Raw genomic sequence first — 23,547 nt, 5'->3', positions numbered from 1 at the left:
GTGGCGTCAGCGCGGGATCTGTGAGCTACAAACGTCATCGCTTTCGGCTGATAGAGTAAGTGTCGCTCCACCGTGGAATTGTCGTCTCATATGAGATGCTGCGCTGGTGCAGCCTGAAGTTCGGGCGGCGTTTGCGCGCAGGCTGTGCCGTGGTCGTTGTCATTGTCATGCAGATAGCCCTATCGCCTCGGGAGCCTCCACTCTTCGCCGGCATCTCCACCGCCTGACCGCGTTCGCCCAATGTAATGCCGAAAACACGCTCTCCGCATGAAACGCCTGAATTGTCGCCACCCTTCAAACTACCGCAGTTAACGTGACAGCGCTGCTTCAGGCGATGCAGAACCGGTGGGGCAATTGCTACATAGGCGCCGCAATTGCGCTGAATCCGTGTCTTGTGAAAACTATCCGTTACTTCGTTGATTATGCGATCTAATGTGATCTGCGCCAACTGAAGGAGCGCAATTTCAGAGAGTTGTGCGGATAGGTAAGATCTCTCATCTGCAACACAGTGCTTCGTAAGTATTGGTCTGGTTTGGCCGCGGTGATTTCGGCGCGCATGGCGAAGGTCTTTAAACCGACGGAATTTTTCAGACCTGAGCGGCGGCGAGCGCTGTCGAGTCGAAGACGACGTCAAAGACGTCGTTCTCTCGACCGCTGGATATGCCGAGCCAACTTGTCCAGCCCAGACGCGCCTCACCGATGCGCGCGTCGGGCACCTCATTGCTCTTAACCGAGAGAGTCACTGCGGCTTCAGCCTGATCGTCCAGATACGCGGCGACGACGCCGAGCGATTCCTGCAATCTCTTCTTGTCAGGCAAAAGAGACTCGAAGTCCGTATAGGACAGCGGGCCGATCACGATGTTAATGCGCGTGTTAACGTCCCAGGTCTGTTGCCCTATGGCCGCGTCGACGCCCAGTTGCGAGAACTGTCCATCTCGCCCGGGAGCGGGAAGGGCGCTCTGCTGATCCGGGTCGAGCGTGCGCCAGACGCCGGAGAACTGCTCTATCTGGACATTGGTCGCCAGCCATTCTCGCAGAAGCGACGCCAAACGTTCGCTGGATCGCGGCCATGACGCGAACGTTCCTGAAAAATACAGCAATTGCAAAGGCGAGATCGCAAGCCTCTGGCGATCGTGGTCGGATTCGTATCCCGTTAGCGCGAACAGCGCTCTGGCGAAAGCGGCTTTCTCCGGGCGGAGCCGGGGATCTTCGTGCTGTCGGTGTGGATGATATTTGGCGCCAGCTTCGGCGAACTGGGCCATGCCGCGCTGCGCCAGAACCTCCATGAACGCCGACAACGCAGGAGACCGTTTGCGATGTTCCTCGTCGACCAGCGCGGTGTAGGGGCGGGGCATCGTTCCGCCATGGCCGGTAAGACCGGAGAACGCGGTCGTGACGTCGTGTCGCCCATCCCCGCGCGCCTTGACGGAGAGAACGTCGCTGGCGGGCGTGGCGAGGCCGGGGGGAGTCTTGAACTGGACGGCGTCGGGGACGTCGCGAGAGGCGTGCGCCCGCCGGACGATTTCTACGGCGGCGTCAAAGGAAAAGCGTGTGGGCTCTTCGATAACCTGAGCAAGCAGCGAGTCGGCGAGGGTTCGGACGCTGATCGGCGTCTGGTCGTCGCGACGCTCGGCGTCTGGCGTGACGGTGGGTGTTGGAACCGTATCAGCCGAAGCGTGAGCGATGTCGGGCGTTCCGTCGTTCACAGCAGGGTCCTGTATCCGGCCCGCGCAGGGAAGCGGGCGATCGGGTCCGGACGCCCGGTGAGCCGCACGGTGGTGCGCACGAAGGTGTTGACGGTGACATGTAGCGCTAGAAACCGCTCAATCACGCTCGCCAGCAGGAACAGCCCGTCTTCGGCCCAGCGGGAGGCTTCGAAAGTCAGGGTGACGTCAAGCCCGCGGCAAAAGCTGCCGAGTTTGCCGCCGGGCGGGCGAGCGATCGCGTCTCGCGCGTCGACCGCGACGAGGCTGGAGATCGCGACGGCGGTCTGTTCGCTGCGACGCATGTCGTAAAGGCTGAGAATTTCGCGGAGGGAGGCCGCCGCCTGAGGGCCGCCGACCAGAGAGAGTCGCCCGAGCGTCAGATGCGAGATCAGGCGCCAGTTGTTGCGCAGGCGCAAATCCGCGCGCCAGCTCTGGGTCGGTGGGAGCAGGCAGTCGATGGCAGTAACACTGCCAAGCCCTTCTGTCGGTTGCAGCGATTGGCTGGAGCCCCCGAATGGCAGGCGCGAAGGGAGCGCGCCGTTGGTCAGCAGCGCGTCGATGGACAGAAGGCGGTCCGCATTTTCCGGCGCGTCGAGTTGCAAGTCTATCGGCGCCAGTCGTGTTTCCGTGCCCTGTGCGACGAATTCCGACGCGCGACGGATCAGCGTGTAGACGCCCGCGGAATCGCCTGTGTCGTGCGCGAGCTCCTGATAAAGCGGGCGCCAGGGACGCGTCGAACCGTCAGGTTCAATCTCGCGCACGCTTTGGACTTGCCAGATCTCGTAAGCCTCCGGGTGCGCGAGGTCGGCGTCAATGGGATAGTCGGTCTGGGTGTGTGTCAGACGCAGCGGTTCGCATTGGCCCGGGAAAAGATTGACGATCGGCGCGCAGCCCAGCTTGAGCGCGTCCGGGCGGAGGTTTCGCTGCAACTCTGGAAATGATCGGTCGAAATAAATGAAAAGATCGATCTTGTTCTTGTCGGAGACCACCGTGCGGGCGTCGAGGCCGTCGATGTCGATGAAGAGGAATTTTTCGGGCAGCGCGAAATATTCCGTCAGAAGACGGAAGCCTACGAACGAGCGTTCAGGCCACGGCAGCAGTGCCTCTTCGGGCGAAAAACCAGCGGGTTGCAATTGCGAGGGCGTGAGCAGCGTGGGTCGGACATCATTTGGTCCGTCCGCCAGCGCCATGCCAATGGTATGCTGGCACAGCAGTTCATAGAGCTGTATGGCTTGCGCAGGGGCGCCGTGGATGAAAAATCTTAGGCGAGACGGCGCAATTTCGTCGAATTGCGCTTGCGGGTCCGTCAGGGAGAGCGTCACCCGGAGGCAACTCGTCGCCAGATGGGAGGCAGGATGCGCAGGCGCGTCGATCGGCGTGCCCATCAAGCGTGCGTCATGCGCGCGTATTGGCCAGACCTCGATCGGCATGGTCGTGCGAAAGCGGCAGCGCACATCGTCGAGGGCGCCGGTCTGCAATTCGGAACCCGCCGCCACCGGAAGGGGCGTTTTCGCATCCGGCATGCAGAAGAACTGCGCCACCGACGACGACGGAACCGGCGCGAGATAATGCGGATACAAAATGTTCAGCAGGGCGTCCGTTAGTTCCGGATATTCATCGTCCAGACGCTGCTGCGTTCTGGCGGAGAGGAACGCTACGCCCTCCAGCAACCGCTCCACATGCGGATCGTCGACAGTGTCGCGCGTCAACCGCAGCCGCTGCGCGATCTTCGGATGGTCGTCGGCGAATTGCGCGGCGAGGTCGCGGATCGCTTCAAGTTCGCGTTGATAGGCGCTGGTGAGGTCGTTCGGCATCGATCAGACTTCGCGTTGCTGGGTCAACGTCACGTTCTCGCGTGAGGGGGAGATCGCCGTATCATAACGCACGTATTCAGGTTCCGGGTCCACAAGCAGGTAGGCTTCCACCATCAAGGGTATCACCGCGCTCAGCGGCGCATTATCCGGCAGCAGCGACACCCGGACGTTGATCAGCCGGGGCTCGAAGCGGCGTATGGTCGCCTCGATTTCGCGGCGTATGGCGTCGCGTTCCTCCTGATTGGACATGACGTTCGCCGTGACGTCGATCATCCCGTAACCCATTGGAGAGGCAGCAAGGCTGAAGCCCGTTTTCGGTAACAGCGTCCACGGGCGTCGCGCGTTGAGCAAAAGCTCCAGGTCCCGTTGCACAGAACGTTGAAGCGCAGCCATGCTCTCCCCCGTTCCTAGCGGGCGCTCGGTTTCTCGTTCCGGATGCTCATCCAGAAGGCGGTCTAGTACCGATAACGTGACGCGTGACGCTTTGGGACGCGGCGATCTCATGAGAATTCGAGTGTTCCCAACTCCATGACGTCGAGAGATTCTTCTCCGATCAAGAACATACGGCGGCCAATGCCGCGCACAGGTTCGCTCTCCGTCCAGTCGGTCGACCGACCAAGGCGAAGGGCGTCGTCATCGGACGCTGTGGTCAGAGGGTACGTTGCGGGAATATAGACATCGCCCTCCGGGCCGTTACGCACCATTGCGGTGCAGCGACGCCAGTAGAGGTCGCGCGGGCGGACGGGGTCGTGAAAATGCAGGCTGATCAGAGATTCGTTCGGAATCCAGAAATATTTCCCGGTTGAAGTCAGCAACTCGGTCGTTCCACCGATGATGTCGTCGGCGTCGCGGAAATCGTCGAACGCGGTCGTGTCGGCGCCGACGATGCGTTCACCCGTCGGATGTGGGCGAGCATTCTCGGCGGCTTTTACAGCGCCTTGTGCGCTGGCGTCGTCGCCGGATCGCAGCGCCGTCAGCGCGCGCAAGGACTCCTGCTGAACCACCGTCGGTTCCTGCAAAAACTCCGGCAAGGCGCCATCGGCGAAGACGGCGCGGCGCTGGGTTTCGGCGCGAAGCAGTTGACGAAATTCAGCGGCGATAAGAGCGGCTTTCGGTTCGATGGATTCGATGGCCGTCAACATGGTCTCCGCGCGTTGCAGATCACCGCTGAACAGGGCGAGTTCAGCAAGCAGGAGACGTGGCCCGGCTGCAGCCGGGCTGGCCTTGACGGCGGCGACGGCGGCGGTCAGAGCGCCAGACAGATCTCCGCGCTGAAACAGGGCGTCGACGGTTTCTGTGGTCATGCGGGTTTGTCCTTCTTGGTGGTGAGGGCGACGCCGCCTGGCGTCCCGCCGTCGGGCGCCAGACTGGTCACCAGACGAAACGTCGTTGAGACGTCGTCAAGTTGATAATGGGGTTGCAGGTGAATGACGCAGTGGTACTCGCCGGGGCGACTTGTCGCCTCCGAGACCTGAACGGCGCTTGCGAGAAGTGGAAAACGCGCGCGGCTTTCGCGGGAGGCCAATGTGCTCATATTGCAGTAATGGTTGAGCCATTTTTGCAATTCCCGCTCGATTTCAGGGGGAGACGTATGGCGCCCAACCATGTCGCGGCCAAGCATCTTGATGTGGTGCGCAAAACGACAGACGCATAATAGCGCATTGGTTTCCGCCGAAAGACGCCGGTTGGCGGCCGCTGGCGTGGGAAGGTCGGAACCCGGAGGCGTATATTGCAGGCTGGAGACCGAGGCGAACGCGACTTCGCCGTAGGGAAGTGTGTTGAGCGCCATAAAGCCTGACAACGCCAGCGCACGTTCCTGCTGGTCGGTGAATGAGAGTTCGGTGGAAGCGCGTGAAAGCTGCGTCGCCGCTCCGAATACGAATGGGTCGCGTGGGGCGTCGAGCACCACGCCGCCGCTGTTTGCTCCAGGCGTCACGCCGCGGATGTCGGCGGGCCAGCGAAACTCCGTCTGGGCGCGGACAACGTTACGGGCGAGCGCGTAACCGGCCGAGAACCAGCTACGCTCGCGTTCCGTTGGAGCGTATTCCACATGCTGTCCGCGAGTGGTTGCGCGCGTCCACGGCGCTCGGGCAAGGATGCGCGGCAGGGTGACACATATGAAGCGGGAATCTTCCGACTGCGTGACGGAGTTCCAGCGTCGATGTTCTTCGTTCGAGACTACGACCGCGATTTCTCGCGCGAGGGTCAACTCGGAGAACTGGTCGACGTCGAACAGGCGCGGAGATGCGGCGGCGACGACCGGCACGAATGCGGCGGCGGCGATTGCAGCGAGCCGCTTGAGCATCATGACGTCGTCGGTGGGCGCGTCGCCTGCAAGACCGCGAGGGCCTGCCCGGTGCGCCAGTTCGTAGTCGAACACGATCAGGCCGTAAGGTTGGCCGCCGGGATGGCCGAACTCGCTTTCGTAGATCAGTTTGAACAGGGAGGACTGGTCGAACTCCAGCGCCCTTTCCAGATCCCGGGAGATTTCGCGTCGTCTGGCCGAAAAGACGCGCGCGATGACACGAGCGTGCGGCTCTATGGAGGACACCAGCCACAGTAGTCCGCGCCAGGAACCTTCCAGACGTTGAAAGGCTGGGTGATGCAAAATGGCGTCCGTCTGACGGCGAAGCGCCGTGTCGATTGCGGCGACGTCGCGATCAATGCGGCCCCGGAGCAGCTCCTTGATTTGGTCGCGATCCATGTCCCGTAGCGTCGATACGGGAGGCAGGGCGTCGCCGAACCACAGCGCCAGCGCCTGCGAGTCGTCGCGAAGAAAGTCTTCGAACGCGGAAAAATCGAAATCCCGCCGCGTATGCGCCCCGCCGAGAAGCGCTTCCCGAAGAGAGGGGGCCACGGTCGGCTCTGTGGAGCAGGCCGTGGCCCCCGTGCGGGGAGACTCAGTGAGGGCGGGTGCGCTCATTCAGCTTGTGTCAGGTCCGCTCGGGAATGCGGGCGACAAGACGCATGCTGGTGGTCAGTTCCTCAAGCTGCAGCCAGGGGCGGAGATACGCCACGGCGTTGTAGGCGCCCGGACGTCCGGGAATCTCCTGAACCGCGACGCGGCCGTCACGCAACGGATACTTCGCCTTGCTTTCTGCCCCGACGACATCAGAAGCGTTGACGTAGCGCTGTATCCACTTATTCAGCCATTTTTCACAATCTTCGACTTCCATGAACGAGCCGATCTTGTCGCGCGCCATGACCTTCAGATAATGCGCGAAACGGCTGGTCGCCATGATGTAGGGCAAACGGGCCGAGATTGCCGCGTTCGCGGTCGCTGCGGGAAGATCATAGGTTTTTGGCTTCTGCGTGGTCTGGGCGCCGAAGAAAACCGCGTAGTCTTCGTTTTTGTAGTGACAGAGCGGCAGAAAGCCGAGGTTTGACAGCTCGTTCTCGCGGCGGTCGGTAATGCCGATTTCTGTCGGGCACTTGGCGTCCATGTCGCCATCGTCCGACTGAAAAATGTGCTGCGGCAGGTCGTCAACCAGGCCGCCGTTCTCCTTGCCTCGAATGGTCGTGCAGAATCCTGTCCGCGCGAATGCCTCGGTCAGGCGCGTGCCCATGACGTAGGCCGCGTTCATCCAGCAATATTCGTTGTGTGGCAACGCCAGAGGCTTGCCGTCGGCTGCGCGAGGCGCTTCCTCGTAATCGAACTCATCTATGGCTTTTACGCCGTCGCCATACGGAAGGCGGCTGAGAACACGCGGCATCACGAGTGAGACGAAACGGCTGTCTTCACTGTCACGGAAACCGCGCCATTTCAGATACTCGACCGTATCGAAAATTTTGGCGAGATCACGGGGCCTCGACAGTTCGGTCCAGTCGTCGAAGCCGAACATTCCAGCGCCAGCGGCAGAGATAAACGGCGCAAACGCCGCTGCAGCGACATGGCTGACTTCGCGCAGCGTCTCGACGTCTTCAGGTGCGTTGGACCATTCATAATCACCGATCAACGCGCCATAAGGCTCACCGCCTGGAGTGCCAAACTCGTTCTCGTAAATCTTGCGGAACAGCATGGACTGGTCGAATTCCACCACGCGGGTAAGATCGCGGTGCAATTCCCGCTTTGTGGCGTTCACCACGCGGATTTTCAGGTTGTTGCTGGTTTCGCTATTTTTGACCAGATAGTGCAGGCCACGCCAGCTGCCTTCAAGCTTGAGAAACCGCGGATCGTGAATGATCGCATTGAGCTGCGTCGACATCGCTTCGTCGAGCGCCTGCACGGCGCGTTCGATCGTGCGGGTCAGGTTGCGGTCGAAGGAAATGACGCCTTTTCCGGCCTCTTCGACCAATGTGCGGACGAGGTCCGCTGCACGGTCCGGCTCGGTCTGGCGGGTGGCGGCGACAACCTGCGAAAGAAGGCTGGATGACGCTTCTGTGGTGCTGGCGGGGGCGGATTGGGGCGAGGCGTTTGTCTCAGACATTGATCAATCCTCCGTCTTCTTTGCAAGTTCGGCGCTAAGGGCGTTGAGTTCGTTCTGGTCCTTAAGGATGCGCTCGAGCAGCAGTTCCAGCTCTTCCGAACGATCAGCCTTGCTCATAAGGTCGCGAAGCCTGTTGCGTGTTTCCAGAAGGGCTTTCAGCGCGGGAACCTGATCGACAACACGGCCGGGTTCGAAATCCTCGATGCTATTGAACGCCAGATCGACGGCCATTTCCTTGTCGCCGCCAGCGAGCGTATTGGCCACTTTCAGCTTCAGACCGGGCGCCATGCGTTGCATGATCTCGTCGAAATTGTCGCGATCAATCTGGGTGAAGCGCCGTTCGGCGAACGGACGGAGCGGTTTGGTCGGGTCTCCCGAGAAATCTCCGACCACGCCGACCACGAAGGGCAGTTCCCTGATGACCTCAGCGCCTTCTGTCTCCACTTGATAGGTGATGTGGACGCGAGGGCGACGGACGCGGGCCAATTTGTCGTGAATACTTCCGCTCACTCGACTGCTCCATTCATTTGCGGCGGCCTGATGTCTGGTCGCCGACGTTATTAAAACTCAGCCCTCAGGGGTCTGGATGCCCAGGCGCGTCATGATGTCGGCTCGTGACGCGCCGTCGGCGACAATTTCAAGCAACAACTCTGGCAGCGTCATCCGCGCGCGGCGGACGGCGTCTTCAAGAGTGTAACTAAATGGCGAGTTGGGCTCTCGCTCCCGGAACAAGGCGGCGATCCTCAGCGCCTCGTCAAGAAGATCCTCCCGCGTCAAGGGTTTGGGGTGTGCGGACGCGGTCGGGTTGTCCGACAAGGCGGCGATTTCCTCGTCGTCGGTCACTGGCGCTGCTTCCTCCTCTGCCTCCACGCTTTCAAGCTGAAGTTCGCCGGGGGGAACATAACGCGCCGCTATCTGGACCAGTTCATCGAGGATACGGGCGACGCGCGTCATTGATGGCGTCTCGGGGAGTGTATCGGTCGTCTGGTGAATTGTCTCCAACGACGACTGAAACTCGCTCCACGCGATTCTGGTGAAAGCGGCTTCCCGCCCCATGGTGGCGAGTTGAGGTCGCCCAGGACCTCTTGCGATCGCTTCGAGGGCCTCCAGAGTCGGCAAATTGCCGCTCTTTGCCTTGGCGCCCATAACCGAAATTTCACGGGCTCGCTCATATTGCCAGAATGTCAGCGGCTCGCCGTTGGAAAGCGTAAAAAGTTCGATTTTACGCAGTGGCTGGATCAGTGAGCCGTCTTTTTCGCTGCCGCTCAATCCGCTAACGGCAAAGGTGCGGACCTCCGGGTCGTCCGCCTCGAGGCTTGGATATAAGCCACTGTTCCAGAATGACGTGACCAGCGCGGTCATGATCCGCGCCCCGAGCGCCAGACCGACAAGGCCAAGCTGGCGCGTGAGCGCTTCGGTCATCCAGCAACCGACCTCAAGGTCCTTGCTCAGGCCGGTCAACGCTTCCTCCGCAAGTTCCGCGACAGTCGCCCAGGACGGTCCCGCGCCTATTCCGGCTGAAGGATCGTCATCCAGCGTGCGTTCCTGAGCGCGCGCCTCGGAGCGAGCGTCGCGGAGGCGGGAATAGAGCGACTGGGGAGCCAGATTTTCGCGTAAGTCCACGCCGCAGGGCGCGTCGTCGCCCAAAGGCGCCGCTACACGCTCCAGAAGCTGCTCCTGGGTGGAATCGAGCATGCCGACGTGTCGAACCTTTCGCGTGTGGCGCTCGCTTCCGAGCTTTGGTTTCGAACTGGGTCTGGTCAGTTCTTGGCGTCGGTCGTTCTGGCGAACGCTTAACTTGTCCGCCTGAGGACTATGAGCAACGGACACGGGCGCGGCAATAAGAAACGCGTGCATAAAAAGCTACAAATGAAACCTTTAGCAGGTGGACGCGCTTCCGGATTAGTTGGAAAGATCGGCGGCAGGATAAGCGGCGTCTTGCTTGCTAAGAGATACAGTTGTGGGGGTTGGCGTGACGGTAGCGATCGATTTGCAGAAGTTGATCGGCCGATTCGATGAACTCTGCCGCAGGACGCTGGAAGCGGCCGCGGGCGCAGCGATGTCCCGCAGCCACTTTAATGTCGAGATCGAGCACTGGTTGCTTCAGCTTCTGCGAAGTGAAGGATCGGATGTCGATTTCATAATCAGGCGCTCGGATATCGATCCGGGGCGCCTTGAGGCCGGTCTCAATCATGCGCTGGATCGGCTTTCCACGGGAAACGGTCGCGGACCTGCCTTGTCACCGGATCTGGTGGCGGTGGTGAAGGACGCCTGGCTTGTAGCTTCGATCGACATGGGCATGGGCGCGTTGCGGTCCGGTTATCTTCTCTGTGCGTGCCTCGCTGACGAAACCATCGCCCGTCGCCTGCATGTGGCCTGTCCGGATTTGCGGACGCTGTTGCCTGAAGTAATCAAGCGGGATTTTGCGCGTCTGACCGACGGCAGCGTCGAGCGGGCTTCCCACGCGCCCGGCGGCGACAATCTGGAAAGTGATCAGGGTGGCCGGGAAGGCCGCGCGTCGGCGACCCCGTCTCTGGACAAGTTCACGACCGACCTTGTGGCGCGCGCCCGAGCCGGGCGGATTGATCCGATTTTGGGGCGTGATGCGGAAATTCGGCAGGTCGTCGATATTCTGACCCGTCGTCGGCAGAACAATCCGATTCTCACTGGCGAGGCCGGGGTCGGCAAGACTGCGGTGGTCGAGGGGTTGGCGCTACGGATCGCGGAGGGCGACATTCCCGAGGCGCTGGCCGATGTGTCCGTCCGTACGCTTGATCTTGGACTTTTGCAGGCGGGCGCAGGCGTCAAGGGCGAGTTCGAGAACCGTCTGCGCGCCGTCATAGACGAGGTTCAGGGAAGCGCGACGCCGGTCATCCTGTTCATTGATGAGGCGCACACGTTGATCGGCGCCGGCGGTCAGGCGGGTCAGGGCGATGCGGCGAATTTGCTCAAACCGCCGTTGGCGCGTGGAGAGTTGCGGGTGATCGCGGCGACCACCTGGGCCGAGTACAAGAAATATATCGAAAAAGATGCTGCTCTGGTGCGGCGTTTTCAGGTCGTCAAGGTCGAGGAGCCCAGCGTTCCGGTTGCGACCGATATGCTGCGCGGTCTCGTGCCGGTGCTGGAGAAGCACCACAAGGTTCGTATTCTGGATGAGGCGACCGCCGCTGCAGTGTCGCTGTCCGCGCGTTATATCCCGGATCGCCAGCTGCCAGACAAGGCTGTCAGCCTGATTGACACCGCCTGCGCACGTGTGGCGATGAGCCAGAGCACGACCCCGGCCTTGATCGAGGGGCGCAGACGTCGCCTTGCTGCGATCGAGGCCGAGCGACGGATGCTGGAGCGTGAGGGCTTGTCGGGAAATCCGCACTCGGGTCGGCTTGAGGTTTTGGCTGGCGAAGAGGCGCAACTGAACGACGAGCTGGCCCAGACGGAGGCGCGTTGGGAAAGGGAGCGCGAGCTTGCTCTCAAGCTCGCCGAGGCGCGTGAGAAAGCCGAAAGCGGCGTTGATGGAGCGAGCGCCGAACAGATGCGCGAGGATGCTCTTCGTGCTGCGGAGGAGTTGCGGGCCATTCAGGGCGAACATCCGATGGTGTTCCCCATGGTCGACGCGCAGGCTGTTGCTGAAATTGTTGAGAACTGGACGGGGATTCCGGCTGGTCGGATGCGCTCGGACGAGGTCGAGGCGATCCTGCATCTTGAGGAGCGGCTGCAGGAACGTGTCGTCGGGCAGGATCACGCGTTGCATGCGGTCGCCGAGGCGATCCGCGTTTCGCGCGCCGGCCTCACTGATCCGCGCAAACCTGTCGGCGTGTTCCTGATGGTCGGCACGTCCGGCGTAGGTAAAACGGAGACGGCGACGGCTCTTGCTGATCTGCTGTATGGCGGGTCGCAAAGCCTGACGACGATCAACATGACTGAGTTCAAGGAAGAACATAAGGTCAGCCTGCTGATGGGCAGCCCGCCTGGCTATGTCGGGTATGGCGAGGGTGGCGTGTTGACGGAGGCCGTGCGGCGGCGCCCGCATTCGGTGTTGCTGCTCGATGAACTGGAAAAGGCGCATCCTGGCGTGCAGGACGTGTTTTTCCAGGTGTTCGACAAAGGCGCGATGAAGGACGGGGAGGGGCGGGACATCGATTTCCGCAACACCATCATCATCATGACGACGAACGCCGGAACCGGTTTGATAGACACGCTATTCTCGGATCCTGATACTGCGCCGGACGCCGCTGGGCTCGCGGAGGCGCTGCGCGAGGAAATGCTCAAGCACTTCAAGGCGGCGTTCCTCGGTCGAGTGACGATGGTTCCGTATCTGCCGCTCGGCCCCGATACGCTGACGAAAATCGTGACGTTGCAGCTTGGCAAGGTCGTGCGCCGGGTGGCGCAGGTCCATGGCGTGGCGCTTACGATTTCGGAGGCTGTGCGCGAAGAATTGTTGCGTCAGTCTGGGGTCTCGGCCAGTGGCGCGCGTGCGATCGAGCAGACAATCGCTGGGCGCATTCTGCCGACGCTGTCGCGTCTTCTGCTCGTCCGCGCGCGCGATGACGTTGCGTCTCGTGCGACGCTTGACTGGCGAGGCGGGGAGTATGTCGCGGAGCTTGACGTTTCCAGGTAGTCTTGATTTTTCAGTAAATTAATTTGACGCGTACGCGATTTTGGCTGGGTCGGCGAACTGAACGCCATGGGGGCGGTGAAAAATTCGAAGAATACAGTTGCGACGCCCCCTAGATTCTACCAGTTTCCTGTATTTTTTTGGTTGTAATTTTACATCGGTAACCTGAATTGGGGCGACGTGGTCTCAATTCTGTTGCTAAGTGTAAAGGACCGCAGGAGACGGCAACCGCGCGGCGAGGCGAGCATTTGCAAGGAGTGTAGAAAGTCATGGGTATTTATCTGAATTTCAACAGTGTTCAGGGCGATGTCACTGAGAAAGAGCACACCGGTTGGATTGAGGTTCTTGATGCGCAGTGGAGCACGTCGCGAAGCATCCGCAGTGCCGTAGGCGCCAGCACGAACCGTGAATCGTCCTCTGCCTACGTGAGCGAATTCACCATTACCAAGTATGTTGATAAGTCCAGCCACGAATTGACGACTTCCGCCATGACGGGTGCGGCGGTGACGAATGTAGAAGTCGACTTCACTCGTACGAACCAGGAAGGTGAGTTGACTTTCCGTAAAATTGTCATGACGGACGTGATTATTTCCAGTTTGGTGAATTCTGGTCACAATCAGGATCGTCCGACGGAGACTCTGTCGTTCAACTTTACGCAGATTGCCGTTACGGATACCACTGAAGACGATGCGGGTACGCCGGTAAACAACAAGACTGTCACGTTCGATCTTGGTCTGTCGAAAGTGACCTGAAGTCTGTAAAAGGGGGGCTGGGGGCTGTCTGCGCATATTGACGTTGCTGACATGTTCTCAGGTTTACTCCTTTGTTGTTATTTTAGTGAGGTATGAGCATGGGGGGGGCGTTCCCTAGTCTTCTGTTGATGAAGTCGCCTGTGGGCGACGACACTCAACCGTTTGAGGAAGGGACGCTCCACGCGGTTGGCCTTCGTGCTCACGAGCGTCTTTCTGCTCCTTACGTCATGTCGATCGAGGCTGTCTGCACAGAGCAGGGCCTCGACGCTGATACGTTTCTGGGGCAGTCGGTGTCGATCACCGTTCGTCGCAAGAATGGAATCGACCGATTTTTTCACGGCGTCGTCAGGCAGTTCGTGGCGCTCGGCATAGAGCAGCGCGGACGCTGGCATTACCGTATTGAGGCCGTACCCTCGCTCTGGTTTCTAAGCCAGAGCGTCGATTGCCGCATCTTTCAGAAAAAGACGGCGGTCCAGATTCTGCGTCAGGTTTTCAGCGATCATGGCGTCACCAAGGTCAAGTTTCAGGTGACTGGCGCGCAGACGCCTCGCGAATACACGACGCAATTCAATGAAGACGACCTGACTTTCTGTCATCGCATCATGCAGGAAAGCGGCCTCTTCTATTACTTCGAACATACGAAGGACCAGCACACCCTGATTGTGACGGATTCCAATCAGGGGTTCCAGAAGATGGAGCAGCCCGATCACCGCGTGATCGAGTTGGGCGACAACGTCGACATTTTCAACGACTGGCGCACCAGCGCCGCTACCGGCTTTGGCGTCGTAAAGACGCAGGATTACGACCCGACGCAGCCGACGACGCCGGTTTCCGGGCGTGGCGTGGCGCAGTTGGCGGGGCCGGACTCCGGCAAGCGCGACGTTTATCGCTGGCCATCAATGACCACCGAGCACAGCATTGCGGGTGATCGCGCGCGGTTCGCCACTGAGGCGTCCGACGTTCGTTCGACATTGTGCGGCGGCCGTGGTTACGATCCGAACCTCTGCCCCGGTTTCCGCTTTATGTTGCTGGGCGATCCGACGGATAACGGCGCGGATAACGAATATGTCGTGGAGGAAGTCTTCCACAGCGCCCAGGACGACACGTGGGTGGGTGGAACTGCTCCGGCGGATTACGTAGCGCAGTTTTCCGCGTTTCTGGTCAAGACGCCGTGGCGTGAGCCGCTGGTTTGTCATCGGCCGGTGATGACTGGCATCTATTCGGCGATCGTGCTGGGCGATGGTGGGGAGGAAATCCACGCGGATCGTCTTGGGCGCATCAAGGTGCGACCGCTGTTTGATCACCGTAAGGAGACGGTGGCGAGCATGGCGATCTGGGCGCGCGTACTCCACCCTTGGTCCGGCAATAAGTGGGGGTGGCAACATCTGCCGCGCGTGGGTACCGAGGTCGGTATTTCGTTCATGAGCGGCGACTGCGACAACCCCGTTGTCATGGGATGTTTCTATCACGAGCAAAATCCACCCGTTTTCGATATCCCATCCGAAAAGACGAAGATGGGTTTTCGCAGCCGCTCGACGCATGGGGGCGGGACACAGGATTACAACGAACTCTCGTTCGACGATCGTCTCGGGCAGGAAGTGTTCTTCATGCACGCGCAGAAGGACCACCTCATGGAGGTCGAGCGCAACCAGAGCGACAGCATAGGGGGCGAACGCGACACCGTCGTGCATGACGACGATTCGCTCACCAGTCGGACCGGCAACATAAGCGCCACGGCGGAGATGGGCAGCATTCTCATGCAGGCCGAAACCAGCATCAAGCTGCAATGCGGAGAGTCGATTATTACCATGACTCCGGCGGGCATCACTGTCGAAGCGCCCGAAATCACGATAAACGGAACGGCGACTGTGACGATTTCAGGTGGTATGGTGTTGATTCAGCCGTAATCGGGTGAGTGTTCTTAAATAGCCGCATGGTGCGGCGAACGTTCCTGACGCCCTGAAGCGCCAACCTCTGGGTCGGCGCGTTCTGGAAGAGGGAGTAGCCCGGCTGACGGCAAGCGACGTGTATCAGGCGATTCGTTCTTCACACGGAGCAATGGGAGGAGATCGCACATGAAAAGCCTGATTCTCGCGGTGCATCGCGTCCCGACCGGTGTGAGCCTTCAGGATTTCAACGTTCAGGGCGACAGGGTCACGCTCGGGCGCGGCGCCGGGTGCGACTGGGTGCTGGTGGATCCTCAACGCCTGTTGTCCAAACGTCATTGCGAGATCGTGCGTCAGCAAGCACGCTGGATGGTGACCGATCTCAGCAGCAACGGCATGACAGTCAATGGTCGGTTGTTACCGCCGGGCGTGCCGTGCGAACTCCGTGACGGAGACCGTATAGGTTTTGGCAGTTACGAAATCGACGCGAAGCTGGTCGAGGCAGCGAACCCCTCAGGTGACGAGGCGACGCTCGGGGGCAAGGCCGCGGGCGGACGGTACCCGCCGAAGCCGATGACTCAGAACCGCGAGACCACGTTCGAAAGTGTGTTTGAGCAGGAGACCGGGCCGGGCGCTTTCTTCGACCTGACAGGCTCAGGCATCCGATCAGACAAGCCGCGGACGCTGTCGATCGTTAATCCTTTCGATATCGCCTTGGGTGAGATTGAAACGCCGCCCGTGTCCCGGACGAAAGGCGATTCTTTCACTCCAAGCGATGCGGTGTCGGATCTGGAGGCTTCGTTTACGCCGCCTAGACCGACCTCGCTGCTGCTGCCTGATGATTGGGAAGTCCCGCTGAGCGAAGGGCCTCCGGCAATAGAGAGGCAATCGTCTGCTCCGCCGGAGCCCGAGGCGCGGTCGCCGCATCCGGCGCTCGATCCTACTTTGCCGTCCGGGCCACTTCCGACAGCCGCCCCCTCGGCGGCGTCGCCGTTCGAGACGCCGCTTCAGCATCACGCGCCTGCGTCGCATCCGCCGTCGCCCCATGCGCCGCAGCAGCTATCGGGGTATGCGCCTTCCCCACAATCTGGCGAGAATGAGAGTGTGGTCGCCGCTTTTTTTCGTGGAGCCGGAATTGACGGCGCATCGGTCGAACAACCTGCGCAGTTGATGGAAGAAATGGGACGGGCGTTTCGCGCGATGGTGACGGGTCTTCGGCGGGCGATGATCGCGCGGGCCGAGATCAAGGGCGAATTCCGCATCGACCGGACCATGATCCAGCCGCACGGTAATAACCCGCTGAAATTCGCAATCGACGATGACGACGCGATTGCGGCGTTGCTCGGGGTCGGTCGCCGCACCGGCGTCAGTCCGTCAGGCGCGATCGCCGACACGATGGACGACATTCGCAAGCACGAAATCGCCGTTACGCGAGCGATGGAGGCCGCCGCCGAGGAGTTGCTGCGCAGCAACGGACCCGAAGCCGTGCTCGGGCGTCTGGCCTACGAACCCGGCAAGCCGTTGTCGCTTCTTCGGCGGGCGAAAGCCTGGAACGCCTACGTGCAATCCCACGGGGAGGTCGCGCGTTCACTCGAGGAAAATATGGACGGGGTGTTCGGGCGGGCTTTCGGCAGGGCTTATGAGGCGGCCTTGCGCGACATTGGAGCCTCCGACCAGCGGGTTCTGCGAGACGCGAAGGATAAAAGATCGTGAGTTGGGCCAATCGCGTTGTGTGGCAGGAGGGCATGTTCCTCCGCGCGCAGCATTTTCAGCAGCAGGACCGCTGGAGCAGCCAGGCTCTTGGTCGGGGTCTGACGATGCTGCGGCCCTACTCCTGGGGGTTCACCGAACTCGTCATCGCGCGGGATCTGCTTTCATCAGGCCGTTTCGGCCTCGCCTCCGCTGCGGGGCTTTTTGAGGACGGCACCCAGTTCTTCGCGCCGGATGAGTCCGAATTGCCTCAGCCTCTCCTTGCGCCGGACTCGGCGCGTGACGTGCTGGTGCATCTTGCGGTTCCCATTGCGGGTCCCGGCCGGGCGGAGTTTGGGGACGCAGGTCGGCCCGTACGGTTTCAGGCCCGGGAAATGGATATCGACGACACCCATTCCGGAGCCACTGCGCAGGCGACGATCCAGATCGGGCGTCTGGCGCCGCGTCTGATGCTCGATACGGATGACCGGGCCGGTTTTCTCTGCCTGCCCGTCGCGCGCATCGTCGAGGTGACGGCCGATCGGCGTGTCATTCTGGATCCGAACTGGATTCCGCCGGTCATCTCCTGTCACGTGTCGTCAGTGCTCGCGAACCTGCTCGTCGAACTCGTGGGGGTGCTGCATCAGCGGCGCGAAGCGATCGCCGCGCGTCTGACGGCGATAGGCGCGAAAAGCAACAGCGAGGTCACTGACTTCATGTTGCTGCAACGCATCAACGGCTGGCAGTCGCTGCTATCCCATCTGGCGGATACCGGGCGCATTCATCCCGAAGAGCTGTATCGAAAATTCCTGGAAATGGCCGGGGAATTGGCGACGTTCACAGAGTCGTCCCGCCGTCCGGAGAGTTTCGAGACATATCGCCACGACGACCTGCAGCGTAGTTTCGCCCCGGTGACCGCCGCCATCCGTCGCTCGCTGTCGAGCGTGCTGGAGCAGACGGCGGTGCAAATTCCTTTGCGCGAGCATCGGCATGGCGTCAGGGTCGGGACGATCACCGACCGTACGATCCTTGTCGGCGGCTCCATCGTGCTCGTGGCTCGCGCCGACGTGCCAAGCGAGACACTCCGTCGGGATTTCCCGAAAACCGCGAAGATCGGCGCCGTCGAGCATATTCGCGAACTGGTCAACGTCGCGTTGCCGGGCATCGAACTGCGTCTGCTGCCGGTGGCGCCGCGGCAGATGCCGTATATTCCCGGCGCGCAGTATTTCGAACTTGAGCGTCATTCGCCTCACTGGGAGGCGATGAAGCACTCAGGCGGCTTCGCCATTCACGTTTCCAACGATTTCCCGAATCTGATGCTTGAACTCTGGGCCATCCGCGCATGAGTGAATACGCAAATCCCTTCGCCGAGCCCGAGGACGACGATCGCACGGTCATCATGCCTCGCTCCGCCATATCAGCCCTTGCGCAACGCGCGAACGCGCCGGCGCAGACGGCGGCGTCCATGCCGGAAGCCGATTTCGCGTCTCTCGCAGGCACCGGCGAATCGCCGGTCATCTCCTTCGCAGGTCCGCTGCTTTCGCTGATCGCGCGGCTGCGCAATACGCTGACCGTTCCTGATCCCGGCACCCTGCGGGAACGCACGGTCGGTGAAATCCGGAGCTACGAGGCCGCGTTGCGCGAGGAGCGGATCGATCCTGATATGATCCGGATCGCTCATTACGTGCTTTGCGCCAGCCTGGACGATGTCGTGCAATGCACGCCCTGGGGCAGCCGTGGGCCGTGGGCCGATCTGTCGCTTACCTCGGCATTCCACCGTGATGTTAAAGGCGGTGAGCGGTTCTTTCAGATACTTCGAAAGCTTCTCGGCAGCCCCAACGCGTTTCTGCCGTTGCTGGAGTTGATGTATCTTTGCATGTCGCTGGGCATGCAGGGTCAATACCGCCTTTCGCCACGTGGTCCCGCCGAGCTGGATCAGGCGCGGGAGGAGACCTACGCGACGATCATGCGCCTGAAGGGCTCGGCGCCCCGAGACTTGTCTCCGCACTGGATGGGGCTCGCTCGTCCGTTCCGCGCGCCGCGGTTCGAGACGCCGCTATGGCTGGCCGGGATTGTCGGCGTCGGGTTGCTCAGCGTTGTCTACGCCTTCGCGTCCTTTGGAATAGGCAGTTCTTCCGACGACCTGCTTTCGGCCGCCGCGCATCTGCCGCCAGCGACGATGGCGACGATCACCCGCGCCGGGCCGGAGACTCCGCCTCCGCCGACGCCTCAGCGTCCGGGTCTGCGCTCCCGCCTTATCGCGGCGCTGCAGGGTGACATCCAACAGGGGCATCTGTCGGTCGAGGGAACGGAGTCAGTTCCGATTGTTCGCCTGCAAAGTCAGGGAATGTTCGCATCCGGGCAGGCGACGGTTCTGCCGCAATATGTCGCTGTGCTGCGGCGCATCGGCGACGCGATTGGGCGCAACGAAGGTAAGACGCGGGTCGAAGGCTACACCGACACCCAACCGATCCATTCGCTTGTCTTCCCTTCCAACTATGATCTCGCTCTGGCGCGCGCGCGGGCTGCGGCGGAAATTCTCTCGCCGTATATCGGCGGAGATCGCGTTACGGCGATTGGCATGGGCGATCAGTCTCCGATAGGCGACAACAGCAACGAACAAGGACGACGGGCGAACCGTCGCGTCGAGATCACGGTGGACGGAACTTCCGGTCAATGAGTCAGGTTTTGTCGTTGCTGCGGATGCTGTTTCGCAACCGCTGGTCCACCGCCTTCGGCATAGCCGTGATGATCGGCACGATGCTGTGGTTCTATCTGCCTTTCGTGCCATTTTTCGCACCGACATTGCGTCGTGCGATAGCTGTCGCGGTCGCTTGCCTGATCGTTGCAGCGGTTACGTATGTGCTTCATCGCCGCCGCCGTACAGAGGAAAGCAAGGTCCGGGACGCGCTGATCGACAAGAAGGAAGGGCAGCAGGACGAGCAGGCGGCGAACGATGAAGTCCGGGCCCTGCGAAAGAAACTTCAGGAGGCGATCGTCGCACTGCGTCGGCGCGGCGTGCGCCGCCTCTACGAACTACCATGGTATATCCTGATCGGACCGCCGGGATCCGGCAAAACCACATCGCTGCGTCACTCGGGCCTGCATTTCCCGCTTGAAAAGGATGGGGACGAGGCGCTTCGCGGCGTTGGCGGCACGCGCCTGTGCGACTGGTGGTTCGCCGAGGAGGCGGTGCTGATCGACACCGCTGGCCGCTATACCACGCAGGATTCTGACCGCGCCGTCGATCGTGCGGGCTGGCTCGGCTTTCTTGACGCCTTGCGCAAGGCGCGTCCGCGTCAGCCGGTCAACGGGTTGCTGGTGATGATTTCGCTGGTCGAGATCATCGAGGCGACGCCTGAGACGCTTGAGGCCCATGCGCGCCAGATTCGGCTTCGAATCAACGAGGTGACCGAACGGCTAGGCATGAGGATTCCGGTCTATCTCATGTTTAACAAGGCGGATCGCCTCGCGGGCTTCGACGCGTTTTTCGATGATCTCGACAGCAAATCCCGCGAGCAGGTCTGGGGCATGACCTTCCGACTGGAGCAGGGGCAGGACGCGTTTCTCGAGGAGTTTCGATTGTTGCTCGGACGGCTGGAGGCGCGTTTGATTGAGCGTCTGCAGGCCGAGCGCGGCGCCGACAGGCGCGCGTTGATCAGCGGCTTTCCGCTGCAAGTCGCAAGCCTTCTCGAGCCGCTGGCGTCGTTTCTGCAGATCGGTTTTAGCGGCAGTCGCGTCGATCAGGCCCCTTTGGTGCGCGGCGTCTATTTCACGTCAGCGACGCAGGTCGGCGCTCCGCTCGACCGGCTTGCAGGCGCGCTCGTCAAGTCGTTTGGGATCGACCAGAAACGTGTGGGTGCGCCCGAAGGTAACCGGGGCAGAGCCTACTTCCTCACCCGGCTTATTCGCGAAGTGGTGCTCGGTGAGGCGCTGCTCGTCTCGCAGGCGCCGGATCGCTACAGGCTCAGGCGAATGGTGCGGTCGTCGGCTCTCGCGGCGCTCGTCTTCTGCACGGTCGTCGGTCTTGTGCTGATCTGGCGCGCAGAAATGGAGGCGCGCGCCATGGTGCAGCAGCGTCTTGAGATATTTGCGGCTTATCGCGACGCGGTGACGCCGCTCGCGGGTAAGGCGGTGGATAGCGACGCGGATCTGGTGCAGGTCTGCGACGTGCTGGACAAAATTTCAGCGGCGCAGCAGCCGCAACCGGATCGTCTGGCCCGATTTTTTCATCTGGCGCCGCGCGGTGCGATCGACGACGCGGGCCGGTCGGCGTACGAGAACGCCTTGCGGCGGCAGTTTTATCCGCGGCTGGTCTGGCGGGTAGAGCACGAGATGCGCCAGCACATGCACGACCCTGGCGTGCTTTACGAAGCGACGCGTGTCTATCTGCTGCTCGGTGGCCTTGGTCCGCGGGAGCCGGGTATCGTCGAGGATTGGTTCCGCCAGGCATGGGGCGGACTTTTCCCGGGTTCCCTCAATGTCGCGTTACGTGAGCGGCTCGACCATCATCTGGACGCGCTTCTGGCGCTGCCGCCGCCAGCGGAGGCGCATCTCGACGGGGATCTTATCCGTCAGGCGCGCATCGCCTTCGGTCACGTGACTCCTGCGGAAAGAATCTACGGGCGTCTCCGCGCTGGTGCGCTGCCTGCCGATATTCACGCGTGGTCGCCCGCAGGCGTGCTGGGCGCTGTGGCTGATACTGTTTTCTCCCGGCGTAGCGGCGCGCCTATGACGGACGGCGTGCCCGCTTTCTATACCGGTCAGGGCTTCGCGGTCGCGGTCAGAAAGGACCTGCCATCTGCGGCCCGTGCGGTAGCGGATGAATCCTGGGTGGTCGGTCGCGATCCTGACGTGACTGTCAACGGATCGGCTGTTGGGGGATTGGAGTCCGAAGTTGCGCAGCTTTGGGTCGACGACGCGCGCAAGCATTGGGATCGCGTCCTGAACGATCTTTCGCTGCGGCTGACGGGGGACCGTTCACAGGTGGAGAGTAGCCTGTATATGCTGTCTTCGCCGCAATCGCCCTTGCGCGATATGGTGGCGTCCATTGCCGATGCGCAGACCGTACCGATGCCCAAGCCGCCCCAGAGTAAGGAGCAGGGCGCTGGTGCGGCGGCGATCCAGCAGGTTCCGCTTGATCCGATGGATGTTGTCGCCGCGTCATGGAATGACAGCAACAAGCCGCTTTTTTCACTGATTCATCCTGAGGGCTCGGGAGCCCCGGCGATCGAAACGCTTCTCAGGCTTATCGGGCAGCTCAGCGATGAATTGTCGCGGGGGGTCGCTTCGCCCGGCGCCCTGCCGATGACGGCGGGCGCGTCTTTGGACCCTGCGCAGCGGCTGCGTACAGAGGCGTCGCGCCAGCCCGAACCGGTCGCGACATGGTTGCAGCAGATCGCCGAATCCGGCGGCTCGGCGCTTGGTCAGGCGGCGCGGCAATCGGCGTCCGGGGCATTTAACGGAGCCGAGGGGCCGGGAAAGGCTTGCACCGCGCTGGTTAAAAACCACTTTCCGTTCGACGTGGAAGCTACGACGGACGCGCCGCTGGATGGTTTCGTGCGGGTATTCGCGCCGGGCGGTCTGCTCGATCAGTATTTTCAGACGTCTGTCGCTCCGTACACGGACCAGAGCGGCCCCACTTGGCGGCTCCATCCGACAGGCGGCGTCACGCCGCCGTTCACGGCGCAGCAACTGGCCGCTTTCCAGCGTGCCGCCGCGATCCGCAAGGCGTTTTTCCCGGCGGGAGGCGCGCCGTTCGTATCGTTCCCGATAAGTCTGAAAAGTTCGCCCGAATTTTCGCTCTCACTCGGTGCTGCGACGGTACATCCTGACGCTACGGCGCATCTGACTTGGCCTGGGTCCGACGGTCTCTCGCCGGCGACCATCACGCGCACGCGAAAGGACGGCGCGCAGACTTTGGCGCAGGCGCAGGGCCCGTGGGCGCCGTTCCGTCTTTTGCAGCAGGGCTTTCAGCAACCAGCCGAAGGCGGTCAGCGAGTGTTCCTGTTCCCGGACGGCGAGGAAGTGCACGTTACAGTTCCGTCGGATGGGGCCTTCGTTTTCGATCTTCTGCGCGGATTCTCCTGCCCGGCGGTTCCGTAATGATTACGCCTTATGTCGGATATTACGGAAAGCTGCCTTCCAGAGGCGATTTTTTGCGGGGCGGTCTGCCGGACGACATGAACGACCGGCTGCATGACTGGATTACCCGGCAGATCGCCGGATCTCGTGAGAGGCTGGGGGAAGCGTTCGAAGAAGTCTGGCACGCCGCGCCGTTCTGGCACTTTACGATCACGTCGGGGCAGCTGAGTCCGAATTGCGCCGTGACTGGCGTATGGGCCCCTAGCGTCGACAAGGTCGGTCGTTGCTTCCCGTTCGTTCTGGCGATCGTTCATGATCCGCGAGACGTGCTGTATCGCGCGCTGACGCCGTTCAGCGACGTCGTAAGGGATGCGATCGCTTCAGGGAAAGACCCCGATGTCGTCGATCAGGAGATAACTCGGCTTTGCGGTTACCCTTGGCCGTCGGCTCCGCCTGAGAGAGATATCTGGTGGCTGGAGACGCAGTCGGGACCGCCGATCACGCTGCGTTGCGCGCTTCCGGTCGATCAGGCGTTCGACTGGTTGCTCACGACCCCCGACAGAGGGCGGTGATCGTG

Annotated in this window: 16 protein-coding genes; 8 read left to right on the top strand and 8 right to left on the bottom strand. The window is 61.5% G+C overall.

Features of this window, described 5'->3' with window-relative positions; all coding sequences use genetic code 11:
- Positions 1-587: 587 nt before the first annotated feature.
- Genes tssG through tssA form a run of 8 tightly spaced genes read right to left on the bottom strand, consistent with a single transcriptional unit; the run spans position 588 to position 9,642 of the window.
- Positions 588-1,706 carry a type VI secretion system baseplate subunit TssG gene (tssG, locus tag J2D73_RS02080; protein WP_207878950.1) on the bottom strand — a complete coding sequence of 373 codons (1,119 nt, stop codon included), beginning with the start codon at positions 1,704-1,706 and terminating at the stop codon, positions 588-590.
- Complete coding sequence (tssF, locus tag J2D73_RS02075; protein WP_207878943.1) at positions 1,703-3,520, bottom strand: type VI secretion system baseplate subunit TssF; 1,818 nt, start codon at positions 3,518-3,520, stop codon at positions 1,703-1,705. Before tssF ends, tssG begins: the two co-directional genes overlap by 4 nt.
- 3 nt (positions 3,521-3,523) lie before the next feature.
- On the bottom strand, positions 3,524-4,024 hold the full coding sequence (gene tssE, locus J2D73_RS02070; RefSeq protein ID WP_207878941.1) for a type VI secretion system baseplate subunit TssE: 501 nt from the start codon (positions 4,022-4,024) through the stop codon (positions 3,524-3,526).
- Positions 4,021-4,824: a type VI secretion system accessory protein TagJ gene (locus J2D73_RS02065; protein ID WP_207878936.1), complete on the bottom strand. Its 804-nt coding sequence runs from the start codon at positions 4,822-4,824 to the stop codon at positions 4,021-4,023. Before J2D73_RS02065 ends, tssE begins: the two co-directional genes overlap by 4 nt.
- Complete coding sequence (tssC, locus tag J2D73_RS02060; protein ID WP_207878934.1) at positions 4,821-6,443, bottom strand: type VI secretion system contractile sheath large subunit; 1,623 nt, start codon at positions 6,441-6,443, stop codon at positions 4,821-4,823. The genes J2D73_RS02065 and tssC (J2D73_RS02060) overlap by 4 nt, the downstream gene beginning before the upstream one ends.
- A gap of 10 nt (positions 6,444-6,453) precedes the next feature.
- A complete protein-coding gene (gene tssC, locus J2D73_RS02055) occupies positions 6,454-7,947 on the bottom strand; it encodes a type VI secretion system contractile sheath large subunit (protein WP_207878930.1) in 1,494 nt (497 codons plus the stop codon).
- A 3-nt stretch (positions 7,948-7,950) separates the two neighbouring features.
- Positions 7,951-8,457: a type VI secretion system contractile sheath small subunit gene (tssB, locus tag J2D73_RS02050; RefSeq protein ID WP_086643095.1), complete on the bottom strand. Its 507-nt coding sequence runs from the start codon at positions 8,455-8,457 to the stop codon at positions 7,951-7,953.
- Positions 8,458-8,514: 57 nt separating this feature from the next.
- Positions 8,515-9,642, bottom strand: a complete 1,128-nt coding sequence (gene tssA / locus J2D73_RS02045; RefSeq protein WP_207878925.1) for a type VI secretion system protein TssA — start codon at positions 9,640-9,642, stop codon at positions 8,515-8,517.
- Positions 9,643-9,919: 277 nt separating this feature from the next.
- On the opposite strand from tssA, the gene tssH reads away from it, so the two are divergent.
- From tssH to tagF, 8 genes are all read left to right on the top strand, one after another.
- Positions 9,920-12,562 carry a type VI secretion system ATPase TssH gene (gene tssH / locus J2D73_RS02040; protein WP_341535003.1) on the top strand — a complete coding sequence of 881 codons (2,643 nt, stop codon included), beginning with the start codon at positions 9,920-9,922 and terminating at the stop codon, positions 12,560-12,562.
- Between the two features lie 266 nt (positions 12,563-12,828).
- The gene (locus tag J2D73_RS02035) at positions 12,829-13,311 is read left to right on the top strand and encodes an Hcp family type VI secretion system effector (RefSeq protein WP_207878923.1); all 483 of its coding nucleotides are present in this window, start codon (positions 12,829-12,831) and stop codon (positions 13,309-13,311) included.
- A 98-nt stretch (positions 13,312-13,409) separates the two neighbouring features.
- Positions 13,410-15,218 (top strand): type VI secretion system Vgr family protein, encoded by a 1,809-nt coding sequence (locus J2D73_RS02030; RefSeq protein WP_207878921.1) that lies wholly within the window; start codon positions 13,410-13,412, stop codon positions 15,216-15,218.
- A 168-nt stretch (positions 15,219-15,386) separates the two neighbouring features.
- Entirely contained in the window at positions 15,387-16,910 is a 1,524-nt protein-coding gene (gene tagH / locus J2D73_RS02025; RefSeq protein WP_207878919.1) for a type VI secretion system-associated FHA domain protein TagH, read from the top strand.
- Positions 16,907-18,232, top strand: a complete 1,326-nt coding sequence (gene tssK, locus J2D73_RS02020) for a type VI secretion system baseplate subunit TssK (RefSeq protein WP_207878917.1) — start codon at positions 16,907-16,909, stop codon at positions 18,230-18,232. Before tagH ends, tssK begins: the two co-directional genes overlap by 4 nt.
- Positions 18,229-19,566 (top strand): type IVB secretion system protein IcmH/DotU, encoded by a 1,338-nt coding sequence (gene icmH, locus J2D73_RS02015; protein WP_086643089.1) that lies wholly within the window; start codon positions 18,229-18,231, stop codon positions 19,564-19,566. The genes tssK and icmH overlap by 4 nt, the downstream gene beginning before the upstream one ends.
- The gene (gene tssM, locus J2D73_RS02010) at positions 19,563-22,991 is read left to right on the top strand and encodes a type VI secretion system membrane subunit TssM (RefSeq protein WP_207878915.1); all 3,429 of its coding nucleotides are present in this window, start codon (positions 19,563-19,565) and stop codon (positions 22,989-22,991) included. Before icmH ends, tssM begins: the two co-directional genes overlap by 4 nt.
- On the top strand, positions 22,991-23,542 hold the full coding sequence (gene tagF / locus J2D73_RS02005) for a type VI secretion system-associated protein TagF (protein WP_207878910.1): 552 nt from the start codon (positions 22,991-22,993) through the stop codon (positions 23,540-23,542). The genes tssM and tagF overlap by 1 nt, the downstream gene beginning before the upstream one ends.
- Positions 23,543-23,547 lie beyond the last annotated feature (5 nt).

It is taken from the genome of Acetobacter sacchari (assembly GCF_017377715.1).
Classification (GTDB): domain Bacteria; phylum Pseudomonadota; class Alphaproteobacteria; order Acetobacterales; family Acetobacteraceae; genus Acetobacter; species Acetobacter sacchari.
This window is presented reverse-complemented; position numbering and strand designations above follow the sequence as displayed.